This window comes from Micromonospora sp. NPDC005686 (assembly GCF_042871665.1).
Taxonomy (GTDB): Bacteria; Actinomycetota; Actinomycetes; order Mycobacteriales; family Micromonosporaceae; genus Micromonospora.
The window spans coordinates 237649-256881 of sequence record NZ_JBIAIY010000005.1 but is presented as its reverse complement, the minus strand read 5'-3'; the positions used below and the strand labels follow the sequence as shown (position 1 = coordinate 256881).

The following is a 19233-nucleotide window of genomic DNA, read 5'->3' as shown; positions in this document are numbered from 1 at the left end:
GTGGGTACTGCCATGATCCGGCGATGGAGACGGATGCGGTGGTACGCACGCTGTGGGAGCGCATGCAGGCCCGGGACTGGACCGGCGTCGGCGAGCTGCTGGCCGAGGACGTGGTGGTGGAGTGGCCGGTCAGCGCCGAGCGGATCGTGGGCCGGGACGACTACGTGAGGATCAACGCCGAGTACCCGGAGGGCTGGTCGATCCGGGTGCTGCGGGTGGTGGCGGCGGGCGACACGGTCGTGTCCGAGGTGGAGGTGCCGCACGAGGGGGTGGGTGTGTTCCGGGTCGCCTCGTTCTGGACCGTGCGCGACGGGAGGATCGCCGAGGGCCGGGAGTACTGGACCAGCCTCGGGGCGGACCCGTCCCCCCAGTGGCGAGCCGCCTGGGTCCAGCCGATGTGAGTATTGGGCCGTCCGGAGATCTCGGCGACGGCTTGTCGGTCAGGTCGCAGGCCCGATCTGCTTGGCCAGTGCGATGAAGGACCGCCACGAGGACGGGGTGAGGTGGAGGGTGGCGCCGTCGCGGTCCTTGCTGTCGCGTACCAGCACCACTTCCGTCAGGTTGTCAGCCACCTCGACGCAGTCGGTGTTGCCGCTCCGGGTCGCCTTTCGCCAGGTCGCGCCGCTCAAATCCATGACGTCTCCACCTCTTTCAGAAGTTCGAGAGACTGCCGGCGGGGCAAAGCTTCACTCCGGATCATCTCCCATCTCGACTGAAGCGTAGCCACGTCGGCGTCGCCGTCGATCACGCTCGTGGTGAGCTGGCATTCCATACTGGCGACCCAACCGCCCTCCGCGCCTCTCGCCAGAGTGAACGGACCGGACAAGCCGATGTGCAACCCGACCTGTAGTGGAAGCACGTGGATACTGATGTGCGGGCGCTCGGCACAGACGACCAGGTGCTCGATCTGCTGAGCCATCAGGCCGCGGAAGCTCTCTTCGCGGCGGTGCAGCATTCCCTCGTCGAGTACAGCGATGAGCTGGGGCGGAGATGGCTGCCGCAGGACTTCCTGGCGATCCATACGGGCTGCCACGCGGCTCTCCACGTCGGCATCGCTGAGTAGGTCGTCACAGCGAATCACCGCTCGGGCGTAGTTCTCCGTCTGAAGCAGGGCTGGAATGAGAGTCGGGTGGAAGCACCGAAGCTGTCGAGCGTTGCGTTCGGCATCGAGCCATGGTCGGAGCCAGGACGGCAAGCCCTCGCGTTCGGCCATCTTGAGCAGGGACACCAGCAGGCCGCCGGAGTTCAGCACCTCGTCGGCACGAGCCAAGAAGAGCCGGTCGTACGGACGGCTGCCGGTTTCGACGGCGGACACCATTGACGGCGAGTAGTGGACCAACCGGCCGAATTCCTCCTGATTGAGACCGGCAACGTTCCGTAGTCGGCGGAGCTGCGCACGGATCAACTCGGCGGTCGGTTCCTCCACAGTTCCTCCACAGTCCGTGCGTGAACTTCATTCGACATCTGCCGGCCGGCCCGGTGCTTCACTCGTGCGCCGTGACCAGGCTCGATGCCTTCCGACCGTAGCGGTGTCCTCACCAGACTGTCACGCATGCGGATCCGCTCGTCGCAGGCGAGCACGGGCGGATTCCAGCCCGGGGCCGCCCGGTCCCGACGATGCCGGGCGGCCCCCTCCATACAACGAGGAGGCCGATGTGCGTGTCCGATGGTTCCGGTGCCGTACCCGGGAGCTGTCCACCCTGCCGAAGCGCGACCCCGGCAGCAACCTGCCGGCGTGGATGCGCGAGCCGACCCGGGTGTTTCCCACGGTTCGCCCGGGCAGCCCCGGTCGTCTGACACGGGCGCAGGAGTGGCGGGCGAACGGGGGCCGTTGGTGACGGCTCTGGTCGGTGTCCTCAGCGCCATCGGGCACGTCGGGTACCAGCCGGACTGGGAATGCGAGCGCTGTCGGGAGCCGTGGCCGTGTCCCACCCTGCGTCGCATTCCGCGAGATCAGCTCGATCCGGCTGCGCTCATCCGGATGATGGCGTTCCTCGTACGCGGCGCGATCCGGGATCTGCGTGGCCGCGTCGAGGGGCCGGAACCGCCCGAGATCGTCAGGCGGTTCTTCTGGTTCCTTCCGCTCACCGACGACGAGGCGCGTGCGATCGCCCGTCGGCTGCGGTGATGGGCCGGCGCGTGGTTCCGCACCTGCCTATGCGCCCGCTCTGGCGGTGCCGCAACTGCGGGGCGGAGTGGCCCTGCCAGCCGGCCCGGCTGTCGCTGCTCGTCGAGTACCGGGAGAACCGCACCGCGCTGCTTCTCTATCTCGGCGGGCTGATGGCCGAAGCGCGGGAACACCTCGCCCGGCTGAATCCCGACCACGCGCCGGATCTGCACGGCCGCTTCCTGGCCTGGGCGCGGGTTCGTGGCTGACGCGGGGACGCTGTCCGCGTACCCCCGGGGTCAGATCGTGGGGCGGCGGTGGGTGAGCGGGAAGCGGAGGATGCGGTCGTCGCCGGCCGTCGGGGTGCCGCGGCCGTCGCGGTTGCTGGTCGCGGCCCAGAGCGCGCCGCCGGGCGCCACCCGCGGCGATGCTCGACATCTGCACGATGTGGCCGGCGCCCTGGGAGCGTAGGTGCGGCAGTACGGCGCGGCCGTCCTCGACGGCCTACGCCCATGCCGCTCCGGCGGCTGAGCTGGGCACTCGCCTGCCGCCGAAACGAGCCCGACCGGCGTGCTCGCCGGTCGGGCTCTCGTTCACAGCACGCGGCTTGGTCCGGTCACACCCGGCCGCACAGCGCGTTCTGGATCAGCGTGTCGGCGCCGCGTTGCTGCCCGAGGAGGTGGTCCAGCGAGTCGCCGAGCGAGGCGGACATGGACACGACGGCGCTGCGCCGGCCGTCGTCGCTGACGCCGGTGACGGTGATGTAGCCGCCGTCGCCGCCGTCGTGGCCCCAGTAGACGCCACCGCAGGGCAGCGGGCGGCTGACCAGGCCGAGCCCGTAGCGGCCGCCCGGCCAGATCGCGCCGATGTCCTCGTTGATCCCGACCGTACGTCTCATCTCGGCCAGTTGTGCGGGGCGCAACAGCCGGCCGCCCAGCAGTGCCCGGAAGAACCGGTCGAGGTCCCGGGTGCTGGAGACGATGGAGTCCGGGTCGACCAGAACCTGCTCGGTGACGTCCACCAGCTCACCGGTCTCGAACAGTTGATATGCCCGGGCGTGCGGCCGGGGCAGGGACGGCGAGGTCCCGGGCCAGGTGGTGTCGCGCAGGCCGAGCGGACTGACGATCCGGTCGGTGACCTCCTGTCGCAGCGACCGGCCGGTGGCCCGCTCGATGATCATGCCGGCCAGGACGAAGCCGGTGTTGGAGTAGTTCCAGCCCGCTCCGGGCGCGAAGTCCGGCCGGTGGTTCATCGCCCGCGCCACGAGTTGCTCGCGTGTGTAGACGTCGTACCGCTGCTGGAGGTATTCCTCGGGTGTGGTGTAGCCGGGCAGGTCGTCGTGGACGCCGCTGGTGTTCTGCAGGAGGTGGCGCACGGTGATCCGGTGGCCGTCGTTGCCGTTGCCGCGGACCACGCCGGGTAGCCACCGCTCGACGGTGTCGTCGAGGGACAGCCGGTGCTCCTCGACCAGTTGGAGGAGGACGACGGCTTCGAACGCCTTGCGGGTGCTGGCGATCCGGAAGCGTCCGGTCGGTGGCACCGGGCGTCCGGTGGCACGGTCGGCGACGCCGCTGGTGGCGACCAGGTGCCGGCCGAGGGGGGCGGTCACCCGGGCTTGGACGCCGGTCACCCCGAGGGCGTGGATCGCGTCGGTGTCCCGTTGCAGCCTGCTGTCCGGGTGGCCCGGACGGGTCGCCGATCCTTCCGCGGGGCCGAGCCCGGTGACCGTGACCCCGAGGGCGACAAGTCCGGCCGCCGCACCCAACGCGACTCGTCGTAGCGAGGGGTTTCTGCTGTTCGATCTCATGCCGTCGACGCTAGGAGCGGCGTTGACGCGGGCCGATACCTCGTACCACCGGATTTCAGGTACAGCTGCCTGTAGTGCCCCGGGCGGCAGGCGCCGGGCAGACTTGGCGTCGGGCCGGGACACCGCCCCGGCGGTACGCGGAAAGGCATGCTGTGACGTCAGGACGACGGTGGGTGCAGGTGTGGCGTGCCGCCGTGTTCCTGCTGGCGGCACTGGCCACCGGAGTCGCGACGTTGCTCGCGCTGCCGCTGCTGTGCCATCCGAGGCTCGCCCGGAGGTGGGCGAACTGGCACCGGGGCCGAGCCGGCCGCCTGCTCGGGACGCCCTTGACGGCGCGTCCCGCCCTGCCCGCGCCGGGCCGCCGGGCCTGGGCCGATCCGGCCACGCTCCGCGACCTGCTCTGGCTACCGGTGAACGCCCTCACCGGGACGGTGCTCGGCCTGCTCACGCTGCTGTGCGTAGGCAACCTCGTGCCTGCCGCGGTCGCCACACCACTGTGGTGGGCGTTCGCGCCGGAAGAACGGCCCCGGCTGTTCATCGACATCCCGGTGACCGGCTGGACGTCGGCTCTCACCCTCGGGCCCCTACAGATGCTCCTGCTCGCGGCGCTGGCGTACCTGGCACTGCCGCCGATCGCCCGCGCGCACGCCCGGATCTGTCTGGCGGTGCTGTCGCACTCCACGGCCGAACAGCTCGCCGACCGCGTCGCCGTGTTGACCCGTACCCGGGCGGACGTGCTCGACGCGCACGGCGCGGAGCTGCGCCGGATCGAGCGCGACCTGCACGACGGCACCCAGGCCCGGCTGGTGGCCATCGCCATGCGGCTGGCCGTGGCCCGACGGGTGCTGTACGACAACCCCCGGAACGAGCAGCTCCTGGAGGATCTTCTCCGGGACGCCCACGAAGGAACCGAGGAGGCGATGACCGAACTCCGTGAGGTGATCCGCACCGTCTACCCGCCGATCCTCGCCGACCGCGGCCTGACCGGTGCGTTGACCGCGGTGACGGCCCGCTGCGGCGTGCCGACCCGGCTGGACGTCGGCGACCTCGACACCGTACCGGCGGCCGTGGAGGCCGTCGTCTACTTCGCCGTCGCCGAGGCGCTCACCAACGTCACCAAGCACAGCCGGGCGACCGCGGCCGGCATCACGGTGATCCGCAGGGCCGACCGGTTGTCGGTGGCGATCACCGACAACGGCGTCGGCGGCGCCGACGACCGGGGCGGCACCGGCCTGGCTGGAATCCGTCGCCGGGTGCTCGCGCTCGACGGGGCCGTCGACGTCGACAGCCCGGCCGGCGGGCCGACGACGATCACCATGGAGCTGCCGTGCAGGTCGTGATCGCCGAAGACAACGTGCTGCTGGCCACCGGGCTGAAACTGCTGCTCAACAGCGTCGGATTCGACACCGCCGCCATCGCGGGCGACGCGGCGGGCTTCCTCACCGCCGTGCGGGACCACCGGCCGGACGTCGCCATAGTCGATGTCCGGTTGCCGCCGTCGTTCCGCGACGAGGGCATCCGGGCCGCCCTGACGGCCCGTCGACAGCATCCCGACCTGCCGGTCCTGGTGCTGTCGCAGTACGTCGAGCAGCAGTACGCCGCGGAACTCCTTGCCACCACCGGCGGCGGTGTCGGCTACCTCCTCAAGGATCGGGTCAGCCGGGTTGACGAGTTCGTCGACGCGCTGCGCCGGGTGGCCGCCGGTGGCACCGCCATGGACACCGAGGTCATCGCCCAACTCCTCGCCCGCCGCCGGGACCCCATCGCCGTCCTCACGCCCCGCGAACGCGAGGTGCTCGCGCTGATGGCCCAGGGACACGACAACACCACCATCGCCGACCGGCTCGTCATCACCGACAACGGCGTGCACAAGCACATCGGCAACATCTTCACCAAGCTGGGCCTCGCCGTGACCGACAGCGGCCACCGCCGCGTCCTGGCCGTTCTCACCTACCTCAACGGGGCGGGTGGGCTTCCGCCCTCGACCGATCGCGTTTGCGACGGTGGCCGCAGGGGGCATTGACGGTGATCCGGTTCTGCCAGTAGACCTTGGTGATGGAGGCGCGTCGATGAGGAAGACTCCGCTCACGCTGGAACAGTTGCGCGTCGCGGTCGGCGAGGGTGAGATCGACACGGTGGTGCTCGCCCTCACCGACATGCAGGGGCGACTGCAGGGCAAGCGGTTCCACGCGCCCTACTTCCTCGACCAGGTGGTCTCGCACGGCAGCGAGGGCTGCAACTACCTGCTCGCCGTGGACGTCGACATGAACACCGTCGACGGGTACGCGATGTCGAGCTGGGAACGCGGCTACGGCGACTTCGCCATGCGCCCGGACCTGGACACGCTGCGCCGGACACCCTGGCAGCCCGGGTCCGCGCTGTTGCTTGCCGACCTGGAGTGGCTGGACGGCTCCGGCCCGGTGGTGGCCTCGCCCCGGCAGATCCTGCGTAAACAGCTCGACCGGCTGGCCGCGCACGGGCTGACCGCGTACGCCGGCACCGAGCTGGAGTTCGTGCTCTACCGCGACTCGTACGAGGAGGCGTGGCGGCGCGGCTACCGCGACCTGACCCCGGCCAACCAGTACAACGTCGACTACTCGCTGCTCGGCACCGCCCGGGTCGAGCCGCTGCTGCGCCGCATCCGCACCGAGATGGCCGGCGCCGGGCTCACCCCGGAGAGCGCGAAGGGCGAGTGCAACCTCGGCCAGCACGAGATCGCGTTCCGGTACGACGAGGCGGTGCGCTGCGCCGACCACCACGTCATCTACAAGAACGGCGCGAAGGAGATCGCCGCCCAGGAGGGCATGGCGATCACGTTCATGGCCAAGCCGAACGAGCGGGAGGGCAACTCCTGCCACATCCACTTCTCGCTGCGCGACGCCTCCGGCTCGTCGGCGATGCTGGGGGACGGGCCGGCGCACCTGAGCGTCACCGGGCAGCGGGTGCTGGCCGGTCTGCTGGCCACCATGCGCGAGTTCAGCCTGTTCTTCGCGCCGAACATCAATTCCTACAAGCGCTACCAGCCCGGCTCGTTCGCGCCGACCGCGTTGCGCTGGGGCACCGACAACCGCACCTGCGCGCTGCGGCTGGTCGGGCACGGGCAGGGGATGCGGGTGGAGAACCGGGTGCCGGGAGCCGACGTGAACCCGTACCTGGCGATCGCCGCGCTGGTGGCCGGGGCGGTGCACGGCATCGAGAACGAGCTGGAGCTGGCCGACGAGTGCACCGGCAACGCGTACGACGACCCGGAAGCCGAGCGGGTGCCGACCACGCTGCGCGAGGCGCTGGACCTGTGGCAGCGCTCGGCCGTGGCCCGGGAGGCGTTCGGCGACGAGGTGGCCGACCACTACGCCAACCAGGCGAAGGTAGAGCTGACCGCCTTCGACGCCGCGGTGACGGACTGGGAGCTGACCCGTGGCTTCGAACGCCTCTGACGCCGCGCCGCTCCCTCTCCGGTGCGCCCCAGCCCTCGACCTCGGTCCCGGCGATCTTGTACTTGCAGCCCTCGGCCGGGGTGCTGTGCGGCTTTTGCCGGGGCGCCAACCGCAAGATCGACGGGGGAGGGGGACGCGTGGGTGAGGTGATTTCGCCTGTCGACGGGGCAGGGATCGGGGAGGTCGCGGGGTGCTCCGTCGAGGACGTGGATGCGGCTGTCGCGCGGGCTTCCGCCGCCTTCGAGACGTGGCGTCGGGTGGCGCCGGGGGATCGGGGGCGGCTGCTGCGGCGATTCGCGGCCGCCGTCGACGCGCACCTGGAGGAGCTGGCCCAGCTGGAGGTGCGCAACGCCGGGCACACCGTCGGCAACGCGCGCTGGGAGGCGGGCAACGTCCGCGACGTGCTCGACTACTACGCGGGGGCGCCGGAGCGGCTGACCGGACACCAGATCCCGGTGCCGGGCGGGCTCGACGTCACGTTCCACGAACCGCTCGGCGTGGTCGGCGTGATCGTGCCGTGGAACTTCCCGATGCCGATCGCCGGCTGGGGATTCGCCCCGGCGCTCGCCGCCGGCAACACGGTGGTGCTGAAGCCGGCCGAGCTGACCCCGCTCACCGCGCTGCGCCTGGCCGAGCTGGCCCGCGACGCCGGCCTGCCCGAGGGCGTGTTCACGGTGCTGCCCGGCCAGGGCAGCGTGGTGGGGGAGCGATTCGTCACCCATCCGGCGGTCCGCAAGATCTGCTTCACCGGCTCGACCGAGGTCGGCACCCGGATCATGGCCGGCTGCGCCGCCCAGGTGAAGCGGGTGACGCTGGAGCTGGGCGGCAAGTCCGCGAACATCGTCTTCGCCGACGCCGACCTGGAGAAGGCGGCGGCCACCGCGCCGTACGCGGTCTTCGACAACGCCGGCCAGGACTGCTGCGCCCGCTCCCGCATCCTGGTCCAGCGCCAGGCGTACGACAGGTTCCTGGAACTGCTCGAACCGGCCGTGCGGGCGTTCCGGGTCGAGGACCCGGCCCGGGAGACCGCCGAGATGGGCCCGCTGATCTCGGCCGCGCACCGGGACCGGGTCGCCGGGTACGTCGACGGGGCGGACGTGGCCTTCACCGGCTCGTGCCCCGACGGCCCCGGCTTCTGGCACGCCCCGACGGTGCTGCTCGCCGGCTCCCCGGCGGACCGGCACTGGCGGGAGGAGATCTTCGGCCCGGTCGTTTCGGTGCTGCCGTTCGACGACGAGGCGGACGCGATCCGGCTCGCCAACGACACCGAGTACGGGCTCTCCGGCTCGATCTGGACCCGGGACGTCGGGCGGGCGGTACGGGTGGCCCGCGCCGTCGAGTCCGGCAACCTCAGCGTCAACTCGCACTCCTCGGTGCGCTACTGGACCCCGTTCGGCGGGATGAAGCGCTCCGGCCTCGGCCGGGAGCTGGGTCCGGACGCGCTGCACGCCTTCACCGACGTCAAGAACGTGTTCATCGGCACCGAGGAGTGATCACAGTGCAGGGACGGCTTTCCGACCGGGTGGCGGTCGTGACCGGCGCCGGCAGCGGCATCGGGCTGGCCACCGTACGGCGCTTCGCCGCCGAAGGCGCCCGGGTGGTCTGCGTGGACATCGACGCCGACGCCGGCACCCGGGCGGCGCAGGAGGTGGGCGGGGAGTTCGTGGCCGCCGACGTGGCCGACGAGACGGCGGTCCGCGACCTGTTCGACGGGGTGGTGCAGCGGCACGGCCGGGTGGACGTGTCGTTCCACAACGCCGGCATCTCGCCGCCGGACGACGACTCCATCCTGGAGACCGGGCTGGACGCCTGGGAACGGGTGCTGCGGGTCAACACCACGAGCGTCTACCTGTGCTGCAAGTACGTCATTCCGCACATGCGCCGGCAGGGCAAGGGCTCGATCATCAACACCGCCTCGTTCGTGGCGCTGATGGGCGCGGCCACGTCGCAGATCGCGTACACGGCGAGCAAGGGCGGGGTGCTGGCGATGACCCGGGAGCTGGGTGTGCAGTTCGCCCGCGAGGGCATCCGGGTCAACGCGCTGTGCCCCGGGCCGGTGGCCACGCCGCTGCTGCTGGAGCTGTTCGCCAAGGACCCGGAGCGGGCCGCCCGGCGGCTGGTGCACGTGCCGATGGGCCGGTTCGGCGACCCGGCCGAGATCGCCGCCGCGGTGGCGTTCCTCGCCAGCGACGACGCGTCGTTCATGACCGCCGCGCAGTTCGTCGTCGACGGCGGCATCACCGGCGCCTACGTCACTCCCCTGTGAGCGCGAGGAGTGAGCCGGGGTTGCGAGCCCCGCAGTCGCGAACCAGGCCAGCAGCGTGAGTAGGCCGGTCATCGGCATCACCGCGTACGTCGAGCCGGCCGGCTGGGCAGTCTGGCGGGACGTGCCGGCGACGCTCGTGCCGCACGCGTACGTCCGGGCGGTCACCGCGGCGGGTGGCCGGGCCGTGGTGCTGCCTCCCGACGACGCCGACGCGGACGTGCTGGGGCTGCTGGACGGGCTGCTGCTCGCAGGCGGCGCGGACGTCGGTCCGGAGCGGTACGGCGAGCCGCCGGACCCGCGTACCGAGAGCCGCCCGGAGCGCGACGCCGGTGAGACGATGCTGCTGACCGCCGCGCTCGCCGCCGACCTGCCCGTGCTGGGCGTGTGCCGGGGGATGCAACTGCTCGCTGTGGCGTACGGCGGCGTGCTGCACCAGCACCTGCCGGACGTGGTCGGGCACGACCGGCACCGTCCCGCGCCGGGCGTGTACGGGTCGCATCCGGTGCGCTTCGTCCCGGACAGCTGGGCCGGGCGGGTGATGGCCGGGGTGGACCGGGTCAACTCGTACCACCATCAGGCGGTGGCCGACCCCGGCAGCCTGGCGGTCACCGGCTGGGCCGACGACAGGGTGATCGAGGCGGTGGAGGATCCCGCGCGGCGCTTCGTGCTCGGCGTGCAGTGGCATCCGGAGAACGAGCCGGACCCCCGGCCGGTGGCCGCGCTGGTCCGTGCCGCGATGTAGGCCAGATCACACAACGCGTGTCGTAGGTGGGGACAGCCGGATCAGCCGTCCCGTCGCCCCGGCCGGGGACCGCCCGAGTCGCACCCGCAGGTCGGTTACGCCAGGATGAGGCGGAGGTGAGCAGCGTCTACCGGTGCGGGTGCGTTACGTTGCTCGTCCGTCGGGGTAGTAGGCGGGGACGGTCGGCGAAGAGCATCGCGGACCGTCGTGATCATGGCCGGAGCGGGAGGCTACATGGGCTCGGCCCTGCGGGGCGGGGACGACCGTCGTTCGTCTCCGGAGGCCGGCGAGACGTCACTGCCGCCGCTGCTCGACGCGGCGTTCGACGCCGGCGGTGAGATGGGCGGCCGGCTGCGCGGCTTCGACTGGTCCACGACACCCCTCGGCAGCCCGGAGCGCTGGCCCGCCGCGCTCGCCCACGCGGTGAGCACCATGCTGTCGTCCCGCGCCCAGATCGTCGTCTTCTGGGGCGAGGAGCACCTCGCCTTCTACAACGACGCCTACCGGCCGACGATCGGCGAGAAGCACCCGGCCGTGATCGCCCGGTCCGCGCGACGCCACTGGGCGGAGACCTGGGACGTGCTCGGCCCGCTGCTGGAGGGCGTACGCCGCACCGGCGTGGCCTACCGGGGTGAGGACCATCCCTTCGTGCTCAACCGGCACGGCTTCCTGGAGGACGTCTACTTCGACATCTCGTACGACCCGATCCGTGACGCCGACGGCGCCGTCGGCGGCGTGTTCTGCTTCGTCAACGAGACCACCGGCCGGGTGCTCGGCGAACGCCGGCTGCGCGCCCTCGCCGAGCTGGGCAACGAGCTGGGCGACGTGCCGGGCATGCTGGAACTGGGCCGGGCCGTCACCCGGGTGCTCGACGCCAACCGCGCCGACGTGCCGTTCAGCGCGCTGTGGTTCCCCGACGAGCGCGGGACGCTCGTAGCGGGCGGCTGTTCCGGCGTGGACCCGGCCACCGTCGCCGGTCCGCCGCCCGGCCTGCCCGACGGCGAGCCGTTCACCGAGCCGCGCTGGATCAGCACCGCCGAGCTGCCCGGCGCGGTGCCGCCGGACGCCGCCGACCAGGCGCTCCTGCTGCCGCTGACCGCCACGAACGAGCCGGCCGGGATGCTGCTGCTCGGGATGTCGCGCCGGCTGCCGTTCACCGACGACTACCGCGACTTCGTCGACCTGGTCGCCGCGCAGGTCTCCCGGGCGGTGGGCAAGCAGCGGGCGTACGAGCAGGAACGCGCCCGGGCCGCCGAGCTGGCCGCGCTGGACCGCGCCAAGACCAACTTCTTCGCCAACGTCAGCCACGAGTTCCGTACCCCGCTCACGCTCGTGCTCGGGCCGATGGAGGAGATGCTCGCCGACCGGGACCTGCCGGACCGCTACCTCGACCGGCTCGCCGTCATGCACCGCAACGGGCTGCGCCTGCTCAAGCTGGTCAACACGGTGCTCGACTTCTCCCGGCTGGAGTCCGGCCGGCTGGCCGCCCGCTACCAGCCCACCGACCTGTCCGACTACACCTCCCGGCTGGCCAGCACGTTCCGCTCGGCCACCGAGCGGGCCGGGCTGCGTCTGGTGGTGGACTGCCCGCCGCTGCCCGCGCCGGTCTACGTCGACCGGGACATGTGGGAGAAGATCGTCCTCAACCTGATGTCGAACGCGGTCAAGTTCACGTTCGACGGCGAGATCCGGGTCCGGGTACGCGCCACCGACGGCGCCGCCGTACTGGAGGTGGCCGACACCGGCGTCGGCGTCGCACCGGAGGAACTGCCGCAGGTCTTCGAGCGGTTCCACCGGGTGGCCGGCGCCCGCTCGCGCACCCACGAGGGCACCGGCATCGGGCTCGCCCTGGTCCGCGAACTGGTCGAGATGCACGGCGGCACGGTGACCGCGCACAGCGTCGTCGACCGGGGCACCACGTTCACCGTCACGCTGCCGTTCGGGTACGCGCACCTGCCCGCCGACCGGGTGGCCGCGCTGTCCCCGGTTCCGCTGACCGAATCGGAACAGGCCCGGCTCTACGTCGCCGAGACGGCGCCCTGGACCGACGCGGTGGCACGTCCGGTCGGCCTGCCCGCGTCGAACGGCGCGGCGGGCGGCTCCGGGCGCATCCTGTTCGCCGACGACAACCCCGACCTGCGCGAGCACGTCTCACGGCTGCTCTCCCCGGCGTACGAGGTGGTGGCCGTGCCGGACGGCGCGGAGGCGCTGCGGCTGGCCGTCGAGGCCCCGTTCGACCTGGTGCTGACCGACGTGATGATGCCCCGGCTGGACGGTTTCGGGCTGGTCGCCGCGTTGCGTGCCGAGCCGGCCACCCGGCACGTGCCGATCGTGCTGCTCTCCGCCCGGGCCGGCGCCGCCGAGGAGGTCGCCGGTCTGTCAGCGGGCGCCGACGACTACCTCACCAAGCCCTTCTCCAGCCACGAGCTGGTGGCCCGGGTCCGGGCCAACGTCGAGCTGGGCCAGCTACGCGGGCAGATCATCCGCCGGCTGCGGGCGCTCGCCGACGCCGCGGTGGCGATCAACACGGCCCGGTCCACCGCCGAGGTGGTACGGGTGGCCGCCCGGCACGCCCTGACGCTGGCCGAGGCCGGCCGGGTCCGGGTCACCGCCACCGGGGCGCGTCACGAGGAGGACGCCGGGGGCGACATGCCCGCCGAACCGGCGGTGGTGCTGCCGCTCACCGGCACGTCCGGTGAGCAGCTCGGCGAGCTGCGGGTGTGGCGCGAGGGTGGCGGCGCCGAGCAGGCGGCGCTGGCCGAGCTGGCCCGGCTGGTCGGCGTGCGGCTGGAGAACGCTCAGCTCTACGAGGCCGAGCACCACATCGCCACCACGCTCCAGCACAGCCTGCTGCCGCGTACCCTGCCGCAGTTGCCCGGCGCGGTGATGGCCAGCCGCTACCTGCCCGGCAGCGCCGACGTGGAGGTCGGCGGCGACTGGTACGACGTGATGGTCACCCCCGACGACGACCTGGTGCTGGTCATCGGTGACGTGGTGGGCAAGGGCGTGCGGGCCGCCGCGGCGATGGGCCAGCTCCGCAACGCGCTTCGGGCGTACGTCCTGGAGGGCTATGACCCGGGCGAGGCGCTGACCCGGCTCAACCGGCTGGTGCACTCCGCCGGCAGCGGCTCCTTCGCCACAGTGGTCTGCCTCGGCTTCTCCCCGCGCACCGGGCGGATCCGGTACGCCAGCGCGGGTCATCCCTCACCCCTTGTGATCCGCGGAGAGGACGTGGCGTTCCTGCACGATCGGGCCCTCGGAGCGCCGATCGGGGCGATCCCCGGCGTCGTCTACCCGACCGTCGACGGGGAGCTGGCCCCGGGTGGCCGGCTGCTGCTCTACACCGACGGCCTGATCGAGGACCGGACCGCGGGCATCGACGCCGGTCTGAGTCAGTTGCGGGCGGACGCGACGGGCCGCGGCGGGCACGTGGCGGACCTGGTCGACGCCGTGGTCGAGCGGGTCGCCGGCCGGTCCCGGCACGACGACGTGGCGGTGCTCGCGCTGGAGGCGACCGAGCTGAACCGCTTCGCGCTGCGCCTGCCCGCCGACCCGACCCGGCTCAGCGTGCTCCGTAAGCGGCTGGAGGACTTCCTCGTCGCCCACCAGGTCGGTGAGCCCGATCTGTTCGACCTGACCGTGGCGGTCTCCGAGGCGGCGGCGAACGCGATCGAGCACCCGGTCGACCCGGTGGACCCGACGATCGAGGTGGAGGTGACCATCGCCGACCGCACGGTCACGGCGACGATCCGGGACAGCGGGCGCTGGCGGGAGTCGAGCGGGTCGAGTTTCCGGGGGCGTGGGCTGGCGCTGATCCAGGCGCTCGGGGAGATGGACGTGACTCGTACCGAGCACGGCACCGAGCTGACGCTGCGTCGTCGGCTGGCCGACCAGAACTGATCCGGCCGAGCCGGATTGTCGGGTAAAGCGGATCAAACGGGGCGGAATCACTAGGATTGCCTCATGGGACGTGAGTCGTTCCGCGGATCTCGGAGCGGTCGACACGACCCGGTCGGCGCGGCGTGGGCAGCGGTCCGACGTACCGGCCGGGCCACCGTCCGGGAGCGGCTACGGCGGGTGCGCCTGAGCCTGCTCGTGGCGGTGCAGTCCGGGACGGCCGCCGCGCTCGCGTGGTGGGTCGCGAAGGATCTGATCCACAACCCGCAACCGCTGTTCGCGCCCGCCGTCGCGGTCGGCACCATCGCCAGCTCGGTGAGCCAGCGCTTCCGCCGTACGCTGCTGCTGATTGCCGGCGTGGCGGTGGGCATCACGCTGGGTGACCTGCTGGTCTCCTGGGTCGGGCAGGGATACGTGCAGATCGGCGTCGTCGTGACGATCTCCCTTCTCTTCGCCGTCCTGCTCAGCGACGAGGGGGCGTTCGTCAGCCAGGTCGGCGGCAGCGCGATGGTGATCGCCGTTCTGTTCCCGGCCAATACCCACATCGCGCTGCCCCGTTTCGTCGACGGCGTCGTCGGTGGGGTGGTCGGCCTCCTGGTCGCGGTGGTGGTGCTGCCGCTGCACCCGGTCTACCGGATCCGGCGGGCCGGCCGGCCCCTGCTCCACCAGATGGCCACCCAACTGGACCGCATCGCCGAGGCGGCCCGGACCCGGAACGCCGACCTGGCCCACCAGGTTCTCGACACGCTGCGGGGCATCGACACCTCGGAAGTCGAGACCGAGCTGTCGGCCGCCGAGGAGGTGGTGCGCATCTCGCCGCTGCGGTGGCACAACCAGAGCACGCTGGAGGGCTGGCGGCACGGCGCCGAACTCATGATCCGATCCCTGCTGCAGTGCCGCGACGTCGCGCTCAACCTCGAACGCGCGATCCGTGACGACGAGCCCGTTCCGTCGTCGCTCGGCGAGGCCGCGCGGTGTCTCGCCGAGGCCGCGCGGACCGTCACGGGGGGCTGGTCCCCGTCCACCAGCCGGCCCTCCCGTTCCCAGCGAGCCGCGATGTCGGCCCTCCGCCTGGCCCAGGAGGCGCTGACCAGCGGCCTGCTGGTCAGCGGCATCAACGTGGCGAACGACGTCACCATCATCGCGGTGAACACGATCCGGGCGAGTGGGGTACGCAAGCGCGACGCCGAGTCGTTACGTCGTGAGCTCGCCCCGGACACCGCGGGGGAGGTGGGCGGGCGGAGCCTCGCGTCGGACCGCAGGCGGCCGGAATCCCGGCCGTCCCTGCCGCCCGGCATGGGAGACGCCTCCTAGACCGGCGGGTGCCCGAGCCGGTCAGGCGCCCGCCCGTCTGTGGAGTCGCAGGTCATACCGGCGCTGTCAGAGGGTGACCTCCGCGTCCTCGGCGAGGGTGAAGAGCCCCGCGTCGAACACCAGCTTCACCAGCTTCGTCCCCTTCGGCACCCGAACGGGCGAGTGCCCCTCCGGAATCCGGAGGACGGAGCCCGGTCTCAGGCTTCGGCGAGCCAGTCCTGTTCGCCCAGGCCGGAGATGTCCAGCACGCGCCGGACCTGCGGGGAGGGCAGTACGGTCAGCGCGGCCGGGAACCGTCGGGCGAGCCGGACCACCGCGTGGATGGCGGCCGAGTCGAAGAAGGTGACCGCCCGCAGGTCGAGCGTGAGCCGCTGTGCGGGCTCGCGGAGCGCGGTCTGGAACATGGTGTCGGCGGTCGCCATGTCGACCTGGCCGGTCACCTGGACGCGGAGTTGGCCGCCGTCGACCTGCGCGGTCACGGAGAAGACGGGCGCCGCGCCCTCTTGATCCACGGAGCAACAATGGCACAGCGTTTCCGGCGCGGCAACAACCTGCCCGGCGGGCCTGTGGCGGGGGGCACACCCGTCCCGGCGATAGGCTTGAGCAATGACCGTCCGTGCGCCGCTGACCCCCGGCACGCTCTCCCCGTGGCGAGCGGTCCCCGCCCACATCCCACGCCCGGAGTACGTGGGCAAGAAGCGTCCCCAGGAGTGGCGTGGCTCGCACGTGCAGACGCCGGAGACCATCGAGAAGATGCGCGTGGCCGGGCGTCTCGCCGCCCAGGCCACCCAGCTCGCCGGTGAGCACTGCAAGCCCGGGGTGACCACCGACGAGATCGACAGGGTGGTGCACGAGTTCCTCTGCGACCACGGCGCCTACCCGTCGACGCTCGGCTACCGGGGCTTCCCCAAATCGTGCTGCACCAGCCTCAACGAGGTGATCTGCCACGGCATCCCCGACTCCACGGTGCTCCAGGACGGCGACATCATCAACGTCGACGTCACCGCGTTCCTGAACGGCGTGCACGGCGACACCGACGCCACGTTCTGCGTGGGCGAGGTGAGCGAGGAGGCCCGCCTGCTGGTCGAGCGGACCCACACCGCGATGATGCGCGGCATCAAGGCCATCGCGCCGGGGCGGCAGATCAACGTCATCGGCCGGGTGATCGAGTCGTACGCGAAACGCTTCGGCTACGGCGTGGTCCGCGACTTCACCGGGCACGGCATCGGCGAGGCGTTCCACAGTGGCCTCTACGTGCCGCACTACGACAGCCCGCGCCCCACCGACGTGATGGAGCCCGGCATGACGTTCACCGTCGAGCCGATGATCACGCTCGGCACCTACCAGTACGACACGTGGGACGACGGCTGGACCGTGGTCACAAAGGATCGCAGGTGGACGGCCCAGTTCGAGCACACCATCGTCGTGACCGACGACGGCTACGAGATCCTGACGCTGCCGTGACCGACACCCCGGCGGCGCTGCGCGAGGCGCACCACGCGGATGTCTCCGGCGGCTGGCTGCGTCCGGCCGTCTTCGGCGCGATGGACGGGCTGGTCACGAACATCGCGCTGATCGCCGGCGTGGGGGGCGGCGGGGTGTCTTCGCGCAGCGTGGTGCTGACCGGCACGGCCGGGCTGGTGGCCGGCGCCATCTCGATGGGCCTCGGCGAGTACACGAGCGTCCGCTCCGCGAACGAGCAGGTCGCCGCCGAGGTGGCCAAGGAACGGCGCGAGCTGGAACGCCACCCGGAGGCGGAGGCCCGGGAGCTGGCCGACGTCTGGGTGGCCCGCGGGCTGCCCCGGGAGCTGGCCACGCAGGTCGCCGAGGCGGTACGCGCCAACCCGGAGGAGGCGCTGCGGGTGCACGTACGGGAGGAGCTGGGCGTCGACCCCGACGACCAGCCCAGCCCGTGGGCCGCCGCGATCTCGTCGTTCGTCTGCTTCTCCGTCGGCGCGCTGGTGCCGCTGCTGCCGTACCTGCTCGGCTTCACCAGCCTCTGGCTGGCGCTCGCCGTCGGCGGCGTGGGTCTCTTCGTCGCCGGTGCGGTGGTGGCCCGGTTCACCTACCGGCCATGGTGGACTAGCGGCCTGCGGCAGTTGCTGCTCGGCGCGCTGGCGGCCGGCGCCACCTACCTGATCGGCACGCTGATCGGCGTCGGCGGCGGCATCGGCTGACCGTCAGCCGGCCGCGGCCGTCAACCGTCCAGCAGGTCGTCGATGGTGCCGTCGACCGGGCGGCCCCGGGCGGCCAGTTCCTCGGCCTGGCGGGTCAGCGCCGCGCCCACCTCGGTCATGTCCGCGCCCGCCAGCCCAGTACGTCGTACCGCGTCCCCGGAATCGCGGAAGTAGGTGCGGCTGAACAGCCCCTGCACCGTCGCGGCGGCCAGCCGCGCCTCGCCGAGCATGACCAGCGCCTGATCCGTCTCGTACCACTCGGCCAGCCGCAGCGCCCGGGCGTGCGCCGCGCTGCCCCGGTACCACGCCTGCCGCGCGGCGGTGGTGAACTCCGCCGGCCGGGCCCGCGCCAGCCGCGCCAGGTGCTCGTCGCGCAGCTTCCGCAGCCAGCCGGTCGGGTCGTGCAGAGCGCGGGTGGTGACGTACCGGTCCGCGGCCAGCGGCCAGCCGGACGTGATCGTCATCGCGCGGCGCAGGTAGTCGTCCGCCCCGGCCACCGTGAGGTCCACGAGCACTTCGTCCACCCGCCGGGTCGCAGGTGGCGGCCCGGCGCCCGGCCGGTAGGTGACGACCAGCAGGCCGACCTCGCGGTCCCCGCCGCCGTCGTCGTCGCCGTGCGCGAGCGGACCGTGTACGGCGACCGCCAGCGCGTCGGCCGGGAACCGCCGCAGGACGGCGTCACCGACCCGCTCGGCCACCCGCCACCGCGGATCGTCCAGACGCCGTTCGGCGTTCACGTCGACAGCCACGGTCCACCCGTATGCCGCTCCGATCAGCTCCTCGCCCTCCCTCGCGAGGACGAGGCGGAATCCCGGCTGTGCCGCCTCGGCGGGCAACCCGGCCCGGAACCGGGCGACCTGGGCCGGGCCTTCGAGGTAGGGCGGCTCGGCGTAGACCAGGGCGTACAGGTCGGCGAGAGCGTCGACGACACAGGTCAGCTGATCCGGACGGCAACGGTCGAAGGTCTCCACGATTCCGGCCACGGTGAGCCGTCGCTCAGGCGTTCGGGATCAGGCGGAACACGCGGATCTCGCGGCCGCCGGCCCGCTCGACGTACGTGCGGTACGCGGGCCACTCCTGCACCAGCCGCGCGAACAACCGCTCCCGTTCCTCGCCGGTGACCTGTTCGGCGGTGACCGGGACCCGGCGCCCCTTGACGTCCACCTCGGCGGCCGGGTCGGCCATCAGGTTGAACGTCCAGGACGGCTGGTGCTGCTGCCCCCAGTTCGAGCCGATCACCACGTAGGCGTCGCCGTCGGGGACGTACACCAGGGGGTTGCTGCGGGGCTTGCCGGAGCGGCGGCCGGTGGAGGTGAGCACCAGCGTGGGCACGAGCCCGAAGGCGACCACGCGCCCCTTGGTGATCCGGCCGACCAGCCGGTCGGCCGGGACGAGCAGGCGCATGGTGGCGCCGAACCAACGCTGGTGACCGAGACGGCGGGTGAGGGATCCCAGGGCTGACATCCGACAAGTGTGCCGTCCGCGCCGT

Annotated in this window: 19 protein-coding genes; 13 read left to right on the top strand and 6 right to left on the bottom strand. The window is 72.2% G+C overall.

Translation table 11 applies throughout. The features are described 5' to 3' along the window. Positions 1-23 precede the first annotated feature (23 nt). On the top strand, positions 24-401 hold the full coding sequence (locus ACFYON_RS14410) for a nuclear transport factor 2 family protein (protein ID WP_354865689.1): 378 nt from the start codon (positions 24-26) through the stop codon (positions 399-401). A 39-nt stretch (positions 402-440) separates the two neighbouring features. Here the strand turns inward: ACFYON_RS14410 and ACFYON_RS14405 are convergent, their stop codons facing one another. Together ACFYON_RS14405 and ACFYON_RS14400 are read right to left on the bottom strand one after the other, a co-directional pair. After that, positions 441-635 (bottom strand): DUF397 domain-containing protein, encoded by a 195-nt coding sequence (locus ACFYON_RS14405; RefSeq protein WP_184683131.1) that lies wholly within the window; start codon positions 633-635, stop codon positions 441-443. After that, positions 626-1426 carry a helix-turn-helix transcriptional regulator gene (locus ACFYON_RS14400; RefSeq protein WP_013474421.1) on the bottom strand — a complete coding sequence of 267 codons (801 nt, stop codon included), beginning with the start codon at positions 1424-1426 and terminating at the stop codon, positions 626-628. Before ACFYON_RS14400 ends, ACFYON_RS14405 begins: the two co-directional genes overlap by 10 nt. A gap of 555 nt (positions 1427-1981) precedes the next feature. Here ACFYON_RS14400 and ACFYON_RS14395 point away from each other — a divergent pair. Both ACFYON_RS14395 and ACFYON_RS14390 read left to right on the top strand, forming a co-directional pair. Beyond that, positions 1982-2128, top strand: a complete 147-nt coding sequence (locus ACFYON_RS14395; protein WP_260412869.1) for a hypothetical protein — start codon at positions 1982-1984, stop codon at positions 2126-2128. Next, the gene (locus ACFYON_RS14390) at positions 2128-2376 is read left to right on the top strand and encodes a flavin reductase (protein ID WP_184683135.1); all 249 of its coding nucleotides are present in this window, start codon (positions 2128-2130) and stop codon (positions 2374-2376) included. The genes ACFYON_RS14395 and ACFYON_RS14390 overlap by 1 nt, the downstream gene beginning before the upstream one ends. A gap of 347 nt (positions 2377-2723) precedes the next feature. Here the strand turns inward: ACFYON_RS14390 and ACFYON_RS14385 are convergent, their stop codons facing one another. Beyond that, the gene (locus ACFYON_RS14385; RefSeq protein ID WP_354865682.1) at positions 2724-3914 is read right to left on the bottom strand and encodes a serine hydrolase domain-containing protein; all 1191 of its coding nucleotides are present in this window, start codon (positions 3912-3914) and stop codon (positions 2724-2726) included. A gap of 173 nt (positions 3915-4087) precedes the next feature. On the opposite strand from ACFYON_RS14385, the gene ACFYON_RS14380 reads away from it, so the two are divergent. The 8 genes from ACFYON_RS14380 to ACFYON_RS14345 all read left to right on the top strand — a co-directional run bounded on the left by ACFYON_RS14380 (position 4088) and on the right by ACFYON_RS14345 (position 15567). Continuing rightward, the gene (locus ACFYON_RS14380) at positions 4088-5254 is read left to right on the top strand and encodes a histidine kinase (protein WP_354865680.1); all 1167 of its coding nucleotides are present in this window, start codon (positions 4088-4090) and stop codon (positions 5252-5254) included. Beyond that, positions 5242-5937 carry a response regulator transcription factor gene (locus ACFYON_RS14375; protein ID WP_354865678.1) on the top strand — a complete coding sequence of 232 codons (696 nt, stop codon included), beginning with the start codon at positions 5242-5244 and terminating at the stop codon, positions 5935-5937. The genes ACFYON_RS14380 and ACFYON_RS14375 overlap by 13 nt, the downstream gene beginning before the upstream one ends. Positions 5938-5983: 46 nt before the next feature. Further along, complete coding sequence (locus ACFYON_RS14370) at positions 5984-7348, top strand: glutamine synthetase family protein (protein WP_354865676.1); 1365 nt, start codon at positions 5984-5986, stop codon at positions 7346-7348. Between the two features lie 146 nt (positions 7349-7494). Next, positions 7495-8841: an aldehyde dehydrogenase family protein gene (locus ACFYON_RS14365; RefSeq protein ID WP_387189114.1), complete on the top strand. Its 1347-nt coding sequence runs from the start codon at positions 7495-7497 to the stop codon at positions 8839-8841. Positions 8842-8846: 5 nt separating this feature from the next. Next, entirely contained in the window at positions 8847-9614 is a 768-nt protein-coding gene (locus ACFYON_RS14360) for a 3-oxoacyl-ACP reductase (RefSeq protein WP_121685892.1), read from the top strand. 55 nt (positions 9615-9669) lie between these two features. Then, complete coding sequence (locus ACFYON_RS14355) at positions 9670-10356, top strand: gamma-glutamyl-gamma-aminobutyrate hydrolase family protein (RefSeq protein WP_387320798.1); 687 nt, start codon at positions 9670-9672, stop codon at positions 10354-10356. Positions 10357-10590: 234 nt separating this feature from the next. After that, positions 10591-14256, top strand: a complete 3666-nt coding sequence (locus ACFYON_RS14350) for a SpoIIE family protein phosphatase (RefSeq protein ID WP_387320820.1) — start codon at positions 10591-10593, stop codon at positions 14254-14256. 63 nt (positions 14257-14319) lie between these two features. Further along, positions 14320-15567, top strand: coding sequence for an FUSC family protein (locus ACFYON_RS14345; RefSeq protein WP_354865670.1), 1248 nt, complete (start codon positions 14320-14322; stop codon positions 15565-15567). A gap of 197 nt (positions 15568-15764) precedes the next feature. Here ACFYON_RS14345 and ACFYON_RS14340 read toward each other — a convergent pair whose 3' ends face one another. After that, positions 15765-16079, bottom strand: a complete 315-nt coding sequence (locus ACFYON_RS14340; RefSeq protein WP_354865669.1) for an STAS domain-containing protein — start codon at positions 16077-16079, stop codon at positions 15765-15767. Positions 16080-16173: 94 nt separating this feature from the next. Between ACFYON_RS14340 and map the strand changes: the two genes are divergently transcribed. Both map and ACFYON_RS14330 read left to right on the top strand, forming a co-directional pair. Continuing rightward, positions 16174-17031, top strand: coding sequence for a type I methionyl aminopeptidase (gene map, locus ACFYON_RS14335; protein WP_354865667.1), 858 nt, complete (start codon positions 16174-16176; stop codon positions 17029-17031). Then, entirely contained in the window at positions 17028-17744 is a 717-nt protein-coding gene (locus ACFYON_RS14330) for a VIT1/CCC1 transporter family protein (RefSeq protein ID WP_354865665.1), read from the top strand. Before map ends, ACFYON_RS14330 begins: the two co-directional genes overlap by 4 nt. Positions 17745-17764: 20 nt before the next feature. On the opposite strand, the gene ACFYON_RS14325 is transcribed toward ACFYON_RS14330, so the two are convergent. After that, a complete protein-coding gene (locus ACFYON_RS14325; protein ID WP_354866008.1) occupies positions 17765-18493 on the bottom strand; it encodes a nucleotidyltransferase domain-containing protein in 729 nt (242 codons plus the stop codon). Between the two features lie 247 nt (positions 18494-18740). Then, positions 18741-19208, bottom strand: a complete 468-nt coding sequence (locus ACFYON_RS14320; protein WP_354865663.1) for a nitroreductase family deazaflavin-dependent oxidoreductase — start codon at positions 19206-19208, stop codon at positions 18741-18743. Between the last annotated feature and the right edge of the window lie 25 nt (positions 19209-19233).